General features: G+C 56.0%; 15 protein-coding genes. 9 read left to right on the top strand and 6 right to left on the bottom strand.

Annotated elements, in window-relative coordinates:
• Positions 1-157: 157 nt before the first annotated feature.
• The 3 genes from ABH899_RS07215 to msrA all read right to left on the bottom strand — a co-directional run bounded on the left by ABH899_RS07215 (position 158) and on the right by msrA (position 3,132).
• Positions 158-1,294, bottom strand: a complete 1,137-nt coding sequence (locus ABH899_RS07215) for a sensor histidine kinase (protein ID WP_369995192.1) — start codon at positions 1,292-1,294, stop codon at positions 158-160.
• Positions 1,284-1,979: a response regulator transcription factor gene (locus ABH899_RS07220; protein WP_369995195.1), complete on the bottom strand. Its 696-nt coding sequence runs from the start codon at positions 1,977-1,979 to the stop codon at positions 1,284-1,286. The genes ABH899_RS07215 and ABH899_RS07220 overlap by 11 nt, the downstream gene beginning before the upstream one ends.
• A 184-nt stretch (positions 1,980-2,163) precedes the next feature.
• On the bottom strand, positions 2,164-3,132 hold the full coding sequence (gene msrA, locus ABH899_RS07225) for a peptide-methionine (S)-S-oxide reductase MsrA (RefSeq protein ID WP_009677273.1): 969 nt from the start codon (positions 3,130-3,132) through the stop codon (positions 2,164-2,166).
• Between the two features lie 188 nt (positions 3,133-3,320).
• Between msrA and ABH899_RS07230 the strand changes: the two genes are divergently transcribed.
• The 5 genes from ABH899_RS07230 (at position 3,321) to ABH899_RS07250 (ending at position 9,189) form a co-directional block, all read left to right on the top strand.
• Positions 3,321-3,920 (top strand): NUDIX domain-containing protein, encoded by a 600-nt coding sequence (locus ABH899_RS07230; RefSeq protein ID WP_369995198.1) that lies wholly within the window; start codon positions 3,321-3,323, stop codon positions 3,918-3,920.
• A 408-nt stretch (positions 3,921-4,328) separates the two neighbouring features.
• The gene (locus ABH899_RS07235; protein WP_369995199.1) at positions 4,329-5,852 is read left to right on the top strand and encodes a glycosyl hydrolase family 18 protein; all 1,524 of its coding nucleotides are present in this window, start codon (positions 4,329-4,331) and stop codon (positions 5,850-5,852) included.
• 359 nt (positions 5,853-6,211) lie between these two features.
• Positions 6,212-7,354 (top strand): metallophosphoesterase, encoded by a 1,143-nt coding sequence (locus tag ABH899_RS07240; RefSeq protein ID WP_369995201.1) that lies wholly within the window; start codon positions 6,212-6,214, stop codon positions 7,352-7,354.
• A 66-nt stretch (positions 7,355-7,420) separates the two neighbouring features.
• Positions 7,421-8,413, top strand: a complete 993-nt coding sequence (locus tag ABH899_RS07245) for an aldose 1-epimerase (RefSeq protein ID WP_369995203.1) — start codon at positions 7,421-7,423, stop codon at positions 8,411-8,413.
• A gap of 89 nt (positions 8,414-8,502) precedes the next feature.
• Positions 8,503-9,189: a hypothetical protein gene (locus ABH899_RS07250; RefSeq protein ID WP_218229709.1), complete on the top strand. Its 687-nt coding sequence runs from the start codon at positions 8,503-8,505 to the stop codon at positions 9,187-9,189.
• 125 nt (positions 9,190-9,314) lie between these two features.
• Here ABH899_RS07250 and ABH899_RS07255 read toward each other — a convergent pair whose 3' ends face one another.
• From ABH899_RS07255 to ABH899_RS07265, 3 genes are all read right to left on the bottom strand, one after another.
• The gene (locus ABH899_RS07255) at positions 9,315-10,244 is read right to left on the bottom strand and encodes a helix-turn-helix domain-containing protein (protein ID WP_009677259.1); all 930 of its coding nucleotides are present in this window, start codon (positions 10,242-10,244) and stop codon (positions 9,315-9,317) included.
• A 74-nt stretch (positions 10,245-10,318) separates the two neighbouring features.
• A complete protein-coding gene (locus ABH899_RS07260; protein ID WP_369995208.1) occupies positions 10,319-11,047 on the bottom strand; it encodes a polymer-forming cytoskeletal protein in 729 nt (242 codons plus the stop codon).
• Positions 11,048-11,049: 2 nt separating this feature from the next.
• Complete coding sequence (locus ABH899_RS07265) at positions 11,050-11,682, bottom strand: YhbD family protein (RefSeq protein WP_369995211.1); 633 nt, start codon at positions 11,680-11,682, stop codon at positions 11,050-11,052.
• Positions 11,683-11,964: 282 nt separating this feature from the next.
• Between ABH899_RS07265 and ABH899_RS07270 the strand changes: the two genes are divergently transcribed.
• From ABH899_RS07270 to ABH899_RS07285, 4 genes are read left to right on the top strand one after another with little or no spacing between them, the layout of a single operon-like run.
• Positions 11,965-13,014, top strand: coding sequence for a sulfonate ABC transporter substrate-binding protein (locus ABH899_RS07270; RefSeq protein ID WP_369995212.1), 1,050 nt, complete (start codon positions 11,965-11,967; stop codon positions 13,012-13,014).
• Between the two features lie 31 nt (positions 13,015-13,045).
• A complete protein-coding gene (locus ABH899_RS07275; protein WP_369995214.1) occupies positions 13,046-13,849 on the top strand; it encodes an ABC transporter permease subunit in 804 nt (267 codons plus the stop codon).
• Positions 13,850-13,874: 25 nt separating this feature from the next.
• Entirely contained in the window at positions 13,875-14,717 is an 843-nt protein-coding gene (locus ABH899_RS07280) for an ATP-binding cassette domain-containing protein (protein WP_369995215.1), read from the top strand.
• A complete protein-coding gene (locus ABH899_RS07285) occupies positions 14,714-15,916 on the top strand; it encodes an acyl-CoA dehydrogenase family protein (RefSeq protein WP_369995218.1) in 1,203 nt (400 codons plus the stop codon). Before ABH899_RS07280 ends, ABH899_RS07285 begins: the two co-directional genes overlap by 4 nt.
• Positions 15,917-16,005: the final 89 nt, after the last annotated feature.

The raw sequence follows: 16,005 nt of genomic DNA on the forward strand, positions 1-16,005 counted from the left end.
TGCTCTCCTTCTATATTGGACCCTAACGTTTAATAAACCGATAAGAAAACCTTACGAAATAATTACGATTCTCTGTGATTTTAGACAGATTTTGAGAGTCTCGCGAACAGCCGTTATTCCAGCGATAAAAAAAGCGATCCCCCGAGGGAGATCGCGTTTAAAAGGAACCGGAGCGGACGGAAGAAGGGGGAGGGCTGTCGGGATTCAGCGTCCGCAGGCGGACCGTGAATACCGTCTCCTCCGGATCGCTGTAAGCCTCGATCGTTCCGCCGTGGAGATCGATAATCTGCTTGGCGATGGCCAGACCGATTCCGGAGCCCCCGAGATGCTTTGTACGGGACTTCTCGACGCGGTAGAACCGCTCGAAAATCCGCGGAAGATCGGGCGCGGGAATCGATTCTCCGTAATTGGTTAAGGACAGGACAATTTCGCTGCCTTCAATCCGTCCCGTGACGTCGAGATAAGCCCCGTCATGCCCGTACTTGATGGCATTGGTGATCAGATTTTCGAACACCCGGCGCAGTTTGTTGCCGTCCGCAAGCACATAGAGGCGGGGCTGCTCGAACGTCATTCGCGTGTCCATGTCCGCCTCCTTGAGCTGCAGCTGAAAAGCGGAGAAAATCTGGTGCAGCATTTCGACCAGATCGATCTTGACGAGCTGGAGCTTCATTTCTTTGTTCCGAAGCCGCGTATACTCGAACAAATCCTGAACGAGCTGGTTCAGCCGCTGGGATTCCTCGTACGCCATTCCGATATAGTGGCGGAGCTCCACTTCGTCCCGGTACCTGTCCTGATCCACCAGGCCCAGATAACCGGTAATGGAAGTGAGCGGTGTCCGAAGATCGTGCGATACGTTCGTGATCAGGTCGTTCTTGGCCTGTTCGGCCTGGCGTTCTTCCTCCAGGGAGAGCTTCAGGCGGTCCACAAGCCGGTTAACGTGTACGGCAAGCTGACCGAGCTCGCCGGAGCCCCCCGCCGGAACGCGGTGATTAAAATCGCCGTCGGTGATTTTTTGCATATTCTCGATAATCTGCGCGAGCGTGCGCTTGTCCCGGTGACGCTGCTCCAGCCGGTAAAAATAAATAAAAAAGAGAAGGAAGATGATCAGTCCGGCCTGGATATAAGCATCGGGATAACCGATCCGGTAGTTGATCCAGATCAAAATATTTTCCAGGCTGATCCGCTCGGAAAGATAGGAATAGAAGAGCGTGCGGCCCAGTAGAAAAATAAGAAGCAGCACCATGAGGGCCGATCCGAGGCTGTACAGCAGGGCTCTGCTCCAATTAGTTTTCAAGCTTGTAGCCGACCCCCCATATCGTGTGGATAAGTTTCTCGCCGTCCATTTCCTTCTCCAGTTTGTCGCGGAGGCGGCTGATATGAACCGTGACGGAGTTCGTGGATTCGAAATATTTTTCTTTCCAGATTTTCTCGAAAATTTCTTCCGAGCTGAAAACGCGTCCCGGATGAGTCGCCAGCAGGGACAGAATGCCGAATTCGATCGGCGTCAGCTTGACGAGGCGTCCGTTGGCCGTAACGGTGTGCGTCTGCTTGTCGATCAGCAGGGAACCGATCCGGGTCGTGTGCTCTTCGGCGGGAACGGATGCCTGCGCCTGGAAATACGCCCTTCTCAACAAGGACTTCACACGGGCGATCAGCTCCAGCGGATTGAAGGGCTTCACGACGTAATCGTCCGCCCCGGTCATCAGCCCGGTAATTTTATCGAGATCCCCGTCCTTGGCGCTGATCATCAAGATGGGGGTCATTTGCTTTTCGCGTATTTTCATGCAAACTTGAAGGCCGTCCATGCCCGGCATCATAATATCGAGAATGACGAGGTGAACCGTCTGCGCCGCCATAATTTCCAGAGCCGTCAGGCCGTTGTCGGCTTTGTAGACGGTATAGCCTTCGTTTTGCAAATAAATTTCGATGAGTTGCGCGATTTTATCGTCGTCGTCGACGATCAGAATATGCTTGTCCATGTCCGTTTTCATCCTTTGTTTTGCCCGGTTGCGGAGGGCCGTCAGTCATAATGGTTCCATTGTATCATTTGTTGCTTAGGATCTTTTTACAAAAAGGTTAAGAAATTCTTTCAATAAAAAAAGCGGGGATGCCCCCGCGGCTTAAATAAAGGCCGGTCCCCAAAAGAGGAACCGGCCCCGGTTCTTATTTCGAAAACAGTTTCAGGTAATCGCCGTAGCCTTCTTCTTCCAGTTTGTTTTTCGGAATGAAGCGCAGAGCGGCCGAGTTGATGCAGTAACGAAGCCCGTTCGGGCCCGGGCCGTCTTCGAAGACATGCCCCAGATGGGAATCCGCTTCTTTGCTGCGGACTTCCGTGCGGACCATATTGTGGGTCAGATCCACATGCTCCGTTACTTGCTCGCCCTGCAGCGGCTGCGTAAAGGAAGGCCATCCGCAGGACGAATCGAATTTGTCCAGGGAGCTGAATAGCGGCTCGCCGGATACGATATCGACGTACAGCCCTTCTTCTTTGTGATCCCAGAATTCATTGCGGAACGGCGGCTCGGTGCCGCTGTTCTGCGTCACTTCGTACTGCATGGGCGTGAGACGCTTTTTGAGATCCTGATCTTTCGCGTGGTCTTTCCAAGTGTTTTTCAAAAATGCCGCCCTCCCTGATCCTACCGAGTACGCTTTATAGCGCAGCGGATTTTTTTTATAGTACCCTTGGTGATACTCTTCTGCCGGGTAAAACGGCTTGGCCGGTAAAATTTCCGTGGCGATCGGTTTGTCGAACCGCCCGCTGCGGGCCAGATCCGACTTGGATTTCTCCGCCGCGGCCTTCTGTTCCTCGCTATGGTAGAAAATGGCCGTTTGATACGACTGTCCACGGTCGTTAAATTGCCCGCCCGCGTCCGTCGGGTCGATCTGCTGCCAGAATACCTGAAGCAGGCGCTCGTAGGAGAACACGGCAGGGTCGAACGTGATCTGGACCGCTTCGTAATGGCCGGTCGTATCGGAGCAAACCTGCTCGTACGTAGGGTTCTCCAGGTGACCGCCCGTATAGCCGGATTCGACTTTGAGAATTCCAGGCTGCTCGTCGAACGGCTTGACCATGCACCAGAAGCAGCCGCCTGCAAATGTTGCCAGCTCGGATGACTTGTTTTCCAAACTCATGGTTCCCCAGCTCCTTTATTTGAAAGTTCTGTAATGTCGGTTGTATTCCTGACCTTTCTATTATACCATCTCCCCGCCCGAAAAAAGAAATCCCGCCGCCGGGTCACGGCAGCCTGTCGTTTGCCGCCTCCGCTTACGGCCGGACCGCTCTTTCACGAAAGCCCCGAAAGGAGTATAATGGCCCTTGCATGACGTATGCAGTCCATTCTGAAACGAAACAGGTGACCTCGATGGAAGCGAATTATTGTATGACGTGCGGAACTCCGCTTGAAACGCGGGATATGGACGGGACGCTTCGCAGGGCTTGTCCGGCCTGCAGCTTTGTCCACTGGGGCAGCTACAGTGCGGGCGTGGGGGCTCTCGTGATGCGGGAAGATAAGCTTTTGCTCGTCCGCAGGGCGCAGGAGCCGGGCAAGGGAAGATGGACCAACCCGGGCGGCTTTATCGAACAGCTTGAGCTGATTCACGAGACGATTGCGCGGGAAGTGCTGGAGGAGACGGGCATCGAGGCTTCCGTTAAGAAGGTAGTGGCGTTCCGGGACATGCCGAAAAGCATTCATAACATTTATATCGCTTTCGCGATGGATTACGTAAGCGGGGAACCCGTACCGGACGATCACGAGGTGGACGCCGCAGGATTTTACAGCCGGGAAGAAATGGAGACGATGAACGTGGCTCCTTTTACTCGCTGGCTGGCCGATGTGGCCTGGAACGGGCGGGGCGGAGGACTGGTTATCGACACGGATCCGGTGGTTCCGCTGGACGGGTACGGACTTTTCCGCGTCTAACACGGTTAAACAGCAGAGCGGATACAAAGCATGCAGCCAAGGCAGCGATTGCCGAAGGCTGCATTTTTTTAGGGTAAAAATCGGTATGAAAAGAGCCGGTCGGGCAGCATTCTAGTCCTTGATTTCAATTGGTAAAATTATTCTCCAAAAGCGCCGAAAACCGTACTAAAAATTCCTTGTACAGATGGAAGTTTCCTGTGCTATCTTATTGCCATAGAAAGATTTGGAAGCGTTTTCTAAAAAGGCGGACGTGATGATTTTCGGCTCCGGGTTTAAGCCCTCTTTTTTAAGTCCTCCGACATATGACTCCTGCTGTGAAACTCTTCCCGCGAGACTTGCTTATTCCGCTTAATGACTTCCGCCTAACGGAACGCTTTCCGAATCTTCCGCCATCATGTATAGGAGGTCATGTTCTTGAAAAAATGGAAACCCTCTTTATTGACCGCATTAACGCTGGGGCTTGCGCTGGGAGCCGTTCCCGCCATGGGCGCGTCCTCTGCCGGGGATATCAGTATCGCTTACGGCAGCCGCGTCGCCGTACAGCAGCAGAAGCCTGTTCTGCAGGGGGATGCCCTGACCGTACCCGCCGAGGAGCTGGCCAAACAGCTTCAACTAAAGCTTAGTCCCCTGAAAGAGGACGGGACTTTTACGCTGTCTAAGACGGGCGTCTTTATCGAGATGAAGCTGGGCTCCAAGGAAGCGCGAGTGAACAACCAGCTCGCTAACCTTCAAGCCGCTCCCGCCAAACAAGGAGACGCGCTGTACGTTCCTCTCCGTTTCGTTTCGGAGGCGTCGCGGAGCCTGGTGGAGTGGGATCAGGCCAGACGGATGGCGATCATCAGCCCTTCTTATAAAGTCGTCGGCTATTTCACCTCTTGGGGAAAATTGAAGGCTTCCGAGATCGACGCGTCCAAGCTGACGCATATCAACTACGCGTTCGCCAATATCGTGGACGGGGAGGTGGCGCTGAGTTCGCCTAAGGATCAGGAAGAAGCCTACCCTGGAGCGTGCAAAGGAGAAGATTGCGCCAAATTTGTAAGCGATTTCAAAGAGCTTGCGAAATTAAAGCAGGCGAATCCTCATTTGCAGACGCTGGTCAGTGTCGGCGGCTGGACCTGGTCGGGCCGGTTCTCGGACGCGGCTCTTACGGAGGCTTCGCGTACCAAATTCGCCGACAGCGCCGTCCGCTTTATCCGGGAGAACGGCTTCGACGGAGTCGATCTCGACTGGGAGTATCCGGTGACGGGAGGCCTGGAAACGAATGTGCGCCGTCCGGAGGACCGCACGAACTTTACCTTGCTGCTGCACACCATCCGTGAAAAGCTGGAAGCCGCCGGACGTGAAGACGGCCGTCATTATTTGCTCACGATCGCATCGGGCGCGAATCCGAACTACGTGAGGGATACGGAGCTCGATAAAGTGGCCGAGGCCATTGATTTTGTGAACATCATGACGTACGACCTGCACGGAAGCTGGGAGCCGACGAGCAACAACAACGCCGCCTTGTACTACGATCCGGCCGATCCGGATCCGAACGCCCACCGCTTCTATGCGGAAGCGGCTGTGAACGGGCACCTGAATGCGGGTGTGCCGGCCAAAAAGCTGGTACTAGGCATTCCGTTCTACGGCCGTTCCTGGGGCGGCTGCGAAGCCGTAAACAACGGTCTTTACCAGGCCTGCAAAGGCGGGGACGTCGTGGATTGGACTGAAAAGCCGGAAGGATTCCAGCGCTACTGGAACGACCGCGCCAAGGTTCCTTACCTCTACAACAAGCAAACCGGCCAGTTCGTCTCCTACGAGGACGAGGAATCGGTCGGTTACAGAGCCGAATTTATCAAGGAAAAAGGCCTCGGCGGAGCCATGTTCTGGGAGCTGAACGGCGACCCGGACGGCAAGCTGCTGCCGCGGCTGGCGGAATCGCTGGACCGGTAAGGAGTCGGTCGGCCGGCGGCACTCCCGTTCTATGACTACGCTCGGATTGCTGAGCGAATAGGGGGATTCGGCTGCCGGCGGGCGGTCCGGTATACGAAACGGGACCTGAGTTTTAGCTGAATACACTCTTTAGAACCGCACGGGAACCTTCGGGATCAACCGGTGTATTCTAGGGAGTGTATTTTTATGGAGCGAAATGCTCATCGTTCCGCGGCCTTAATCTTCTCTTTTTCTGGAGAAAACCTCCTTCTTTACGGGTATGTTCAGCGGATGGAGCCGGATTGGTTCCGTGCGGTCTCCCCGTGGTATAATGCGGACATCTCATCTGTTTACCTGTTAAATAAAGGAGTCGGACTCTAGTGAAATCGCGTCTTGTTCTGCTTGTTTTGGCCCTGCTCGTTTATGTGGGGCTTACTATTTACATCGGATGGCATGGCGAGCGCTTTCTCGACTTCTGGGGAATTTCCGTGCCGGCCGGAATATACTGGACTTTGCTGGCGGTACTGGCTCTCGCTTACATGCTGGGCCGCTCTCCCGTAGTTCCGGGTCCCCCGGGCAGGCTGCTGAAGGTCATCGGATCTTATTATTTCGCCGTGCTGGAATTTGCCGTGATTCTTCTTCCGCTGGGAGACTTGGCCGCCTGGCTCTTGAAACTTGCGGGATTTCCTCCCGCCGTATATTTCGGAGGTACGGGAAGCGTCGTGCTCGTGATTCTGATTGTTCTGCTTGCCAAAGGATACTGGAATGCCTGGACGCCCATCGTCCGGACGTACCGGGCGCGGGTCGGCAAACGGGCTGGCCGCTTGCGTCAACTCCGGGTAGCCGTTGCATCCGACATTCACTTGGGTAACATTGTAGGAAAACGGCACTTGGCCCGTCTGGTTAAGGCGGTCGACGCGATGAAGCCCGATCTTATTTTGCTTCCCGGCGACCTTATCGACGACAGCATCGAACCGTATATCCGCAACGGAATGTCGGAGGTCATGAAGCAGCTTCAGGCGAAATACGGCGTGTACGCGGTGCTGGGAAACCACGAATATTACGGCGGGCATATCGAAGAGCACATCCGCCAAATGGAGTCGATCGGTATCCGCGTGCTGCGGGACGAGACGGTTTCCGTAGAGGACGCTTTCTATATCGCGGGACGCAAAGACAAGACGGCGGAGTCGTTCGAAACCGGCGGCCGTATGGCTGTGGACCGGCTGCTGTCCGGGCTGGACCCGTCGAAGCCGATTCTTCTCATGGACCACCAGCCCTATCATTTTGACAAGGCAGCCGCTGCCGGAGCGGATGTGCTTCTGTGCGGTCACACGCATCGCGGGCAGTTCGCGCCGAATCACTGGATCACGGGAAGATTGTTCGAGCTGGATTGGGGCTACATGCTGAAGGAGAAGATGCATGTCGTCGTATCGTCCGGTTTCGGCACATGGGGACCCCCCATACGGATCGCCAGCCGTTCGGAAGTTATCGAGCTTATTCTCGATTTTGAGGAAGCGGAATGAAAGAGTTTTCATGGTATAATAGTCTGGTAAAAGGCCGCGCTGGAACTGACGAGGGGAGAGAGAAGCATGACACACAACCGTGCGTATGAGAGTAACTATCAGGGAATGAAAGCCGTCCGGCTGGAATGGGGAGCCTATGAAGCCGTCATGCTCCCGGATTACGGAGGCAACCTTATCGCTTTTCGGGATACGGACAACGGCTACCGGTTTCTGCACGAACCGGCTGAGGAAGAGCTGGAATCCTTCAAGGCGAATCCGGGAATCCATGGCATTCCCGTGCTTTTTCCGCCGAACCGTTACGAAGACGGCAAGTTCCCGTGGAACGGCAAAGTGCTCCGGTTTCCGATTAACGAAGAGGCAACGGGCAACCATTTACACGGATTTCTACATAAGATTCCCTGGCAAGTCGACGAATACGGAACGACGGAAAGCGAAAGCTTCGTAAGCGTGTCCGTCCGGGTGGATGAAGCCCATGAGGTGTACAAGTTTCTCCCGTTCCGCTTTACGATCCGCCTGCGTTATTCGCTCAGCGCGGACGGCTTGGCCCAGCATCTGTTTATCCGCAACGAAGGCGGAGAACGGATGCCTTGTCTGCTTGCTTTTCACACGTCGGTTAACGCCCCTTTCGCGCCGGATGCTTCGGCGAAGGATTACAGGGTGAGGCTGACGATCGGCAAGCGCTGGGAGATGAACGACCGCATGCTTCCTACGGGCAGGCAGCAAGCCCTGACGCGCGAAGAAGAGCAGCTCCGGGACGAAGGGATTTATCCCTTCTACGAACCGCTGGACAACCATTATACGGTGTCGGCCCGGAACGGGCGCAACCGCATGGAGCTGACCGACACGAAGCGCAACGTCACCCTCGTTTACGATGTCGGTACGTCCTACAAGCAGTGGATGATCTGGAACCACTTCGGGGAGGAAGGGTTTTTCTGCCCGGAGCCGCAGGTGAATCTCGTGAACGCGCCGAACAGTCCGCTGCCGGCAGAGGAAATCGGCTTGTTCGGGCTGGAACCCGGAGAAATCTGGGAAGAGACCGGAAGGCTTTATGTAAAATAACGGACGCTTTTAACCGAAGCGGCAAAAGAAGACGGCGCTTTCCCATCATCTCCAGAACATGATAAGATGGGAGGCAAGGAGGAGTATATATGACCACACCTAACGAATCCGGCGATCAGCCTATCGAAGCTCAAGCGACAGAAGAAGAGCAGTTGTCTCCCGAAGAACAGGCAGCCAAAGAACAGCAGGAGCAACAGCAGCAGAACGAAATTATTTTTGCCTGGTACAAGCATGCCGAGCAGGTATTGAAAGAGCAGTTTTCCGACTACGAAGTGGAAGGACAGGTAGGCCAGCACCCCGTCTTCGGTCCATTGTTCGCCTACACGGTCCGTCAAAACGATAACAGCTATTCCTGCGGTTTTTTCCTTAACGAGCTCGTGCATACGTTCCAGAACAAGGAGAATCCGGGTCTCTGGATGTCTTCCTTCTTCGTGGACTTGATTCGCAGCTCCGACAATCGTCCGCTTCCGGCCGCTCCTCAAAGCGAAGAAGAAGCGAAAGAGCTGCTGGACAAATATATCGTGCCTCACTGCGCGGAGAGCGTAAGAAGCGAATTTCCGGAAGAACAGATCTACGTCGATCTGGAGATGCATCCAGAAGCGGGTCCTGTCCTGGAAGTGGGCTTCCCGTCCATTAAAGAAGGCAACAATACGTTTGCCCTTCCGCTCCAGTTTCTGATGACGCTTCACTTGCTGAACCGCGATCCGGCCGATCCGCTCGTTCAGGCGCTTTATAAAATCCATGAAGAGCATCAGCAGCAGGCGGAGCACACGTAACACCGATTCCGGCTGTCCGATCCTGCTTGCCGAGCAGCGGTGCCGCTTATCGTGCCGTACCGGCCGGCGAGGTATAAAAAAGACGATTCTCCGAAAGGGGAATCGTCTTTTTCCGTTGCCATGCGCTACAAACCGGGTTCTTCTTCGAAGTTCAGGTTTACCGGAGCGTCGGGGAGCGCGGCAATCTCTTCGAGATTCGTCACAGGCACCTGGAGACTGACGGTATCGAACTGGAGGCTGTCGATCCAGACCCGGCCGCTTCCGTTCAACAGGACACCGAACGCGATGGCCACACTCTCTTTGGGCACATCCAGCACCAGGCTGTAACGGCTCCAGTCCGTCGTTCCGCGGATGGGTCTGCCGCTCATGTTGTCAAACCCGAGCACGTCGTGATCCTTGCCGTCTATACGCAGCCACAGGCCGCACCAGTCATTGACCTGCTCGGTTTTGACGAATCCGCTCAGCCGGAGCCGGGTTCCCGAGTAAGCGTCCGCCTTGAACATCTGCATCATGGTTCCGAAGCCGAAGGCCCGTTCCGTAAGCGAACGCAGATAACCGGACGATTTGCCGTGGTGGACCACCAGCCGGTCTATGCCCATCTCGTAATCTCCCGAATGGGTGCCGGTAAGCATCCATCCCCGGGGTTCTCCTTGTAAATCGTTGATTCGTTCCGTCTGTTCGGCCATTTCGGCTTCACTCTCCTTCTGCATCGTAAGCGTTCGGTAGTAGGAACGGTATTGACCCGGCGTCATGAGGAACATGCGCTTGAAAGAGCGGGTAAACGATTCCTGGGAATCGAAGCGGTATTCAAGCGCGATATCGAGGATCCTCCGCTCGGTTCCGAGCAGGCTGCATGCCGCGCTGGACAGTCGGCGCCTGCGGATATAGTCGGCGGGAGGCATGCCTACCTGAGCCTGGAAGATCCGGTGAAAATGATACATGGAAAATGCCGCCCGCTCGGCGAGGATTTCCAGATTCAGCTCCTCCTTCAGATGAGCCTCAATGTAAGAAAGGGTCCGGTTGACCGTTTCCGAATATACGACTGCTTGCACCATCGCCGGGTATCGCCTGCCTTTCCGCTATCAGCTTATCATGGAGAGTCCGGACGGGACTTGATCGTTCTTGCGCTTTACAACTGCTGCCGTTCGGCAACGGTCGAATGGTTATCTACGTACAGGGTGTTCGTGTACTCCACACGGCCGATTTCACAGCCGGGACCGATCTTCACATCTCTACCGCGTACGACGGAGGCGGATGTATGCTCCAAGTAGATGACGTCCCCTTCGATGATTCCGGCTTCCAGGGAGGTCAGTTTGGAACCGAAAAGAGAAGCCAGCGAGTTGAGGAAACCGTTTTTCTTCACCTGGATGGATTCTCCGCCGATTTCTCGGGCCCGGCACGGTCCGAACAGACGAATGTCGATTATGCCCGCATTAAGCAGGCCGCCGACTTCGAATCCGCCGTAGGCTTCGAACTTTTCCGCTTCGCAGTCTCCGTTGATCTGTACGGAACCGCGAATGACCGCCGTGTCTGCGGTCAAGGAGCCGCCGATGCCGGCCGATCCGTTCACTTTGACTTGCCGGGCAGCCACGTCGCCCCGAAATTCCCCGTTTCCGCTGACACTCACCAATTCGGAACGGACATTCCCGGATACGGAACCGCTTCCGCGTATGATCACTTCCCGGGCGGCCAAGCTCCCGTATACATGGCTGTGCCCCGCCGATTTATAGCTTCGGCATTCCAGATCGCCGTCTATCCGGCCGTTTCCGTTAATTCTCGCGTTCCGGTAACGTCCGCCGTCTGCCGAACCCGATCCCGCGATGGACAAGTCATTCGTTATATTAGGCTGTGCTTCCATGGTCAGGCCTCCCGCCAAATTTTTGTTTTTAACGCTTCAACGGATGAGGAAAGCTGCAGGCGCGCCGCCACTTTCACACCCTTTTCCAGATAAATCTCTCCGGTGCCCTGCTTTAGAAAACAGGTGGACACACCCATTTTGCGGATAAAAAGAAGCTCCCCTTCGCTGTCGCTCATGTTCGGGTACCGGTCTGTCATAAGCTGGATAAGGCCGCTTCCTTCCTCCAAGCTGATTTCCCCGGTTTCGAGCAGCGTGTGAAGAACATAGACGGCGAAAATACGCTCGAATGTCCACACCTCGGCGTCTCCGCTGAGCCGGACGAAATAGTCCAATGCAACCTTCGAAACAATGTTATGAAGGATAAGTTCTTCTTTCGTCATCCTCAGATCGGAAGGGCGGGGAGAGAAGCGATCGGCCAGCTCATCCAGCGACAAATCATCTTTCTGGTGCAAAATGTTGTCGATGCGGACGAGAATCTCTTTCTTGGGAAAAAACGTTTCCTGCCCCGTGAAGGTAGATTTTCGGATGAACCACGCTTCCGGTATAAGGTTTTTTCGTTTCCAGCGATAAAGCTGGCCGTAGGATATGCCGGTCAATTCGAGCAGATCTTTTTTCGAAATCAATTCCTGCGTCATCTCAACACCTCTTGAAAAAGATTGTAACATAACACTGTTACACTGTAAATCACCCTACATGCATAAGATTTTTCTTATCCATTAAGTCATAAAAAAGACGTTGACACTTCAAAAAAACGTGTGCTAAGCTACTTGAAACTCCGATAACATACTAATCCAATCGGAATTATTGAAACGAAAGAGTCTACCGTTCGAACGGAGACGCGCTTTTTTCCCTTCAGGGGAAAGTGCGTCTTCTTTTTTTTAGATGAACGGAAGAACATAAGGGGGAGAGAGACGAAAATGACAACGATATCCGGGTGGCTGAAGCGTTCCGCAAGTACAAAGGCACGGCTGGCGGCCCTTATGCTGACGGCTGCGGTCGTTCTGTCCGCATGTTCTTCGGGCGGGGACAAAGGGGCCGCGGCAACAACGCCGAATGAGGCAAAATCCGCCGTATCGGGAGACTCCAAGGTGGTCCGAATCGGCTACCAGAAAGGGAACACGCTTAATATTTTGAAAGAACACGGAAATCTGGAGAAACGGCTGAAAGAGAAGAACATCACCGTGGAATGGAAAGTTTTTGCGGGCGGAAATTTTCTGCTGGAGGCGTTAACGGCGGGAAGCATCGATTTCGGGCATGCGGCAGACGGCTCGGGCGTATTCGCGCAGGCCGGAGGCAAACCGTTTGTCTACGTGGGCAGCGATCTTCCCAATCCGGAAGGCATGGGAATTGTGGTTCATGCGGGTTCGCCGGTAAAAACCGTCGCGGATTTGAAAGGCAAGAAGATCGCGGTGGCGAAGGGCGGGAATCATCATTACCTCGCTGTTCTGGCGCTGGAAAAGGCCGGTCTCAAACTGGACGATGTCAAATTCGTGTTCGTCAAAGACGCATCCGAAGGGAGAGCTCTGTTCGAAACGAAGCAGGTGGACGCGCTCGGCTCCTGGGACCCTTTTTTCGCCTCGGTCGAGAACGATCTGTCGCCGGTGACGCTGACGGACGGAACGGGATATTCACCGAACCGGACCTTTTATTACGCCAATGAAACGTTCGCGAAAGGAAATGCCGGGCTGATCAAAACGATTCTGGAAGAAATCGACGTCTCCGACAAATGGGCTAATACGAACAAGCCGGAAGTCGTCAAGCAGTTGACGGAAGCGCTCGGCATCGACCAAAAGGCAATCGAACGGGCCGTGAACCGGCGAACGTACGGCGTCGAAAATTTGTCGCCGGAAATCATCGAGCCGCAGCAAAAACTGGCCGATACGTTCCACCGGATCGGACTGATCGGGGACAAGATCCATGTAGCTCCGCTGATGCCGACCCAGCAGGCGTGGGCAATCGGAAAATGACGGCGGATCATAACTTGAGGGAGATGACGAAATGTCGGTAAGCATTCAACAAGCGGATACGAGACGAAGAGATACATGGGCGGCCGCGCTGCTTCCCTGGCTGCTTCCGTTGCTTATTCTGGCGGGCTGGCATATAGCCGCCGTCTACGGGCCCGTTTCCCAGCGATTGTTCCCGCCTCCTCTTGAGGTGGCGAGATCGGGTTGGAAGCTTCTTTCCTCGGGCCAGCTTACGTATCATCTGGGCGTCAGTCTGGGGCGCGCGGCAGCGGGTTTTGTCATCGGCGGGGGAATCGGGCTGCTGCTGGGGGCCGCCAACGGATTGTTTGTGACGTCCTACCGGATGTTCGATACGTCGATCCAGATGATCCGAAATATTCCGCACCTTGCGCTGGTACCCCTTGTGATATTATGGATGGGAATCGACGAAGGAGCGAAGGTGTTCCTGGTTTCTCTCGGCGTGCTTTTCCCGGTCTACGTAAATACATTTCACGGAATACGATCCATCGACCGTGGGTATTTAGAAATGGGGGGCGTCTATGGACTCACCTCCTGGCAGCTTTTCCGCCATGTTATTTTGCCGGGGGCGCTTCCTTCCGTTTTTGTGGGGATCCGATACGGGCTCGGAATTATGTGGCTGACGCTGATTGTAGCCGAGACGATCGCAACGGATAAAGGAATCGGGTATTTGGCTTTAAATGCCCGTGAGTTTATGCAGGCGGACATCATCATTTTAAGTATTCTGCTGTACGCGCTGCTGGGCAAGCTGGCGGATGTGATCGCCAAATGGCTGGAGCATACTGTGCTCAAGTGGAATGTAAGCTACCGGAAAGCCTAGAACAACGTAAACGGAGGTGCCGCAATTGAGCGGGTGGAGTCAGTTGGCCGAGGAGGCTTTATATACGGAAGCCCTGGCAGGTGATAAAAGAAGGGCGGTTTCGGGCGATGACGCCGGGCAAAGCGGGGAGCGCCTGTTCGGAGCGTCTGTCCGGCTGCAGGGCGTTCATAAATCGTTCGGAGGCAAAAAGGTGCTTCACGAGCTGGATCTGACGATCCGTCCGGGCCAGTTTATTGCCGTTGCAGGCAGAAGCGGCAGCGGAAAAAGCACGCTGCTCAGACTGCTGGCCGGGCTCGAGAAACCTGCCGAGGGCCGGATCGAGATCGACGGCAGGCCCGTATCCGGCATCGGCCGGGATATTACGGTCATGTTCCAGGAGGCCCGCCTGCTCCCGTGGAAAACCGTGCTGGACAACGTCGGCATCGGTTTAAGCGGGAACTGGCGCCCGCGTGCCTTGCACGTACTCGGGCAGGTTGGCCTGACGGACCGCGCCGGTGACTGGCCGGGCGTCTTGTCCGGAGGCCAGAAGCAGCGGGTCGCCTTGGCGCGGGCGCTTGTCCGCCAGCCGAAGCTGCTGCTGTTGGATGAGCCGCTGAGCGCCCTGGACGCGTTGACCCGGCTGGAGATGCAGCAGCTGATCGGCACGCTATGGCAGCGGCACGGCTTCACGACCCTGCTCGTCACGCACGACGTAAGCGAAGCGGTCCGTCTGGCGGACCGGATTCTTCTGATCGAGGACGGTAAAATCGCGTTGGACGCCGATAACCCGGTTCCATGGCCGAGGGATCAGGCGAATCCGGAATTCGCCCGACTCGAGAAGCGGGTTCTGGAGCGGATCATGCAGACAGGCGGGGGGAACGGCCGATGAATCCATCTCCGTTCAGCTTCGCCCGAACAGCGGAAGAGCGGGAGCGTCTCGAGGGGATCGGCCGGCTGGCCGACACTTTGCGTGACGAAGCGGCCAGGGCGGATGAGGAGAACGGCTTCTCCTACGGAGCTATCGACGCGTTGAAGGAAGCCCGGTATCCTTCGCTGACCGTCCCGGCCGAATACGGAGGAGCCGGAGCCTCCCTGTACGAGTTTGTTCTGCTGCAGGAAAGGCTGGCCCAGGGAGATGCGGCGACAGCACTCGGAATCGGCTGGCATCTGGGCATCGTTCTGGAACTGGCGAATCAGCCTGCCTGGCAGGACAAATACGAGGCGCTGTGCAGAGACATCGCCTCCCGCAACCTTCTGATTAACCGCGCGGCTACGGAAAAAGGGACGGGGAGCCCCTCGCGCGGAGGCCGCCCGGCTACAACGGCGGCGGACGTAAAGGGCGGCTACCTCCTCAACGGACGCAAGACGTTTACGACGCTGGCACCCGCCCTTGACCTCGTCATTGTGACCGCTTCCCTGGAGCCGGACGGAAGTCACGGCGAGTTTGTTTTTCCCGTCGCGACGGAAGGCGTTCGCATCGAGCCGACATGGGATATGGTCGGCATGCGCGGAACGGCCAGTCACGACCTGGTGCTGGAGGATGTGCTTGTCCCGCCTGAGGCGAGGGTAAAGCACACCCGCAGCGAACCGAGCAGACCCGGGCCGGCGGCTCATCCGTATCTGCTGCATATTCCCGCCTGCTACCTCGGCATCGCTCTTGCGGCGAGGCGGGAAGCGGTCTCTTTCGCGGCGGCTTACCGGCCGAACTCGCTTCCCCACCCGATTCTGGAGCTGCCCCATATCCGGCAGCTGATCGGGGAGATCGAGCTGGAGCTTTCCGCGGCGAGGCATTTCCTCTACGCGGTCGCGCAGCGCTGGGAGAGCGCCCCCGCAAATCCGGGGGCATTCGCCGCGGACTTGAGCGCCGTCAAGACGTTCGCCGTGCGGACGGCGCTTGCCGTCGTCGACAAATCGATGCGGATCGCGGGGGCGCACAGCTTGGCGATGACTCATCCGCTTCAGCGGCTGTACCGGGATGTGCGGTTCGGACTGCACAATCCCCCGATGGACGACGTCACGCTGAAGCAGCTGGCCGACCGGGCGGAGCGCGAACTGCTGCAACCGCCGGAAGGAACGGCGGAGACGTAAGGCTGGCGCCTGGCGATGGACGGACGGTCAGCTCCCAAGCTGAGCAGTAGAGCATCGTCAGCGTCATAGAGCGGGGCCGGAAGCTCCGG

It is taken from the genome of Paenibacillus sp. RC84, from assembly GCF_041260495.1.
Classification (GTDB): Bacteria; Bacillota; Bacilli; order Paenibacillales; family NBRC-103111; genus Paenibacillus_F.

What these genes read in the sequence shown, in the direction of transcription:
- ABH899_RS07220 (WP_369995195.1), bottom strand. Translation starts at nt 1,979, where the DNA reads ATGGACAAGCATATTCTGATCGTCGACGACGACGATAAAATCGCGCAA.
- msrA (WP_009677273.1), bottom strand. Translation starts at nt 3,132, where the DNA reads ATGAGTTTGGAAAACAAGTCATCCGAGCTGGCAACATTTGCAGGCGGC.
- ABH899_RS07230 (WP_369995198.1), top strand. Translation starts at nt 3,321, where the DNA reads ATGACGTATGCAGTCCATTCTGAAACGAAACAGGTGACCTCGATGGAA.
- ABH899_RS07235 (WP_369995199.1), top strand. Translation starts at nt 4,329, where the DNA reads ATGTTCTTGAAAAAATGGAAACCCTCTTTATTGACCGCATTAACGCTG.
- ABH899_RS07245 (WP_369995203.1), top strand. Translation starts at nt 7,421, where the DNA reads ATGACACACAACCGTGCGTATGAGAGTAACTATCAGGGAATGAAAGCC.
- ABH899_RS07250 (WP_218229709.1), top strand. Translation starts at nt 8,503, where the DNA reads ATGACCACACCTAACGAATCCGGCGATCAGCCTATCGAAGCTCAAGCG.
- ABH899_RS07255 (WP_009677259.1), bottom strand. Translation starts at nt 10,244, where the DNA reads ATGGTGCAAGCAGTCGTATATTCGGAAACGGTCAACCGGACCCTTTCT.
- ABH899_RS07260 (WP_369995208.1), bottom strand. Translation starts at nt 11,047, where the DNA reads ATGGAAGCACAGCCTAATATAACGAATGACTTGTCCATCGCGGGATCG.
- ABH899_RS07265 (WP_369995211.1), bottom strand. Translation starts at nt 11,682, where the DNA reads ATGACGCAGGAATTGATTTCGAAAAAAGATCTGCTCGAATTGACCGGC.
- ABH899_RS07270 (WP_369995212.1), top strand. Translation starts at nt 11,965, where the DNA reads ATGACAACGATATCCGGGTGGCTGAAGCGTTCCGCAAGTACAAAGGCA.
- ABH899_RS07275 (WP_369995214.1), top strand. Translation starts at nt 13,046, where the DNA reads ATGTCGGTAAGCATTCAACAAGCGGATACGAGACGAAGAGATACATGG.
- ABH899_RS07285 (WP_369995218.1), top strand. Translation starts at nt 14,714, where the DNA reads ATGAATCCATCTCCGTTCAGCTTCGCCCGAACAGCGGAAGAGCGGGAG.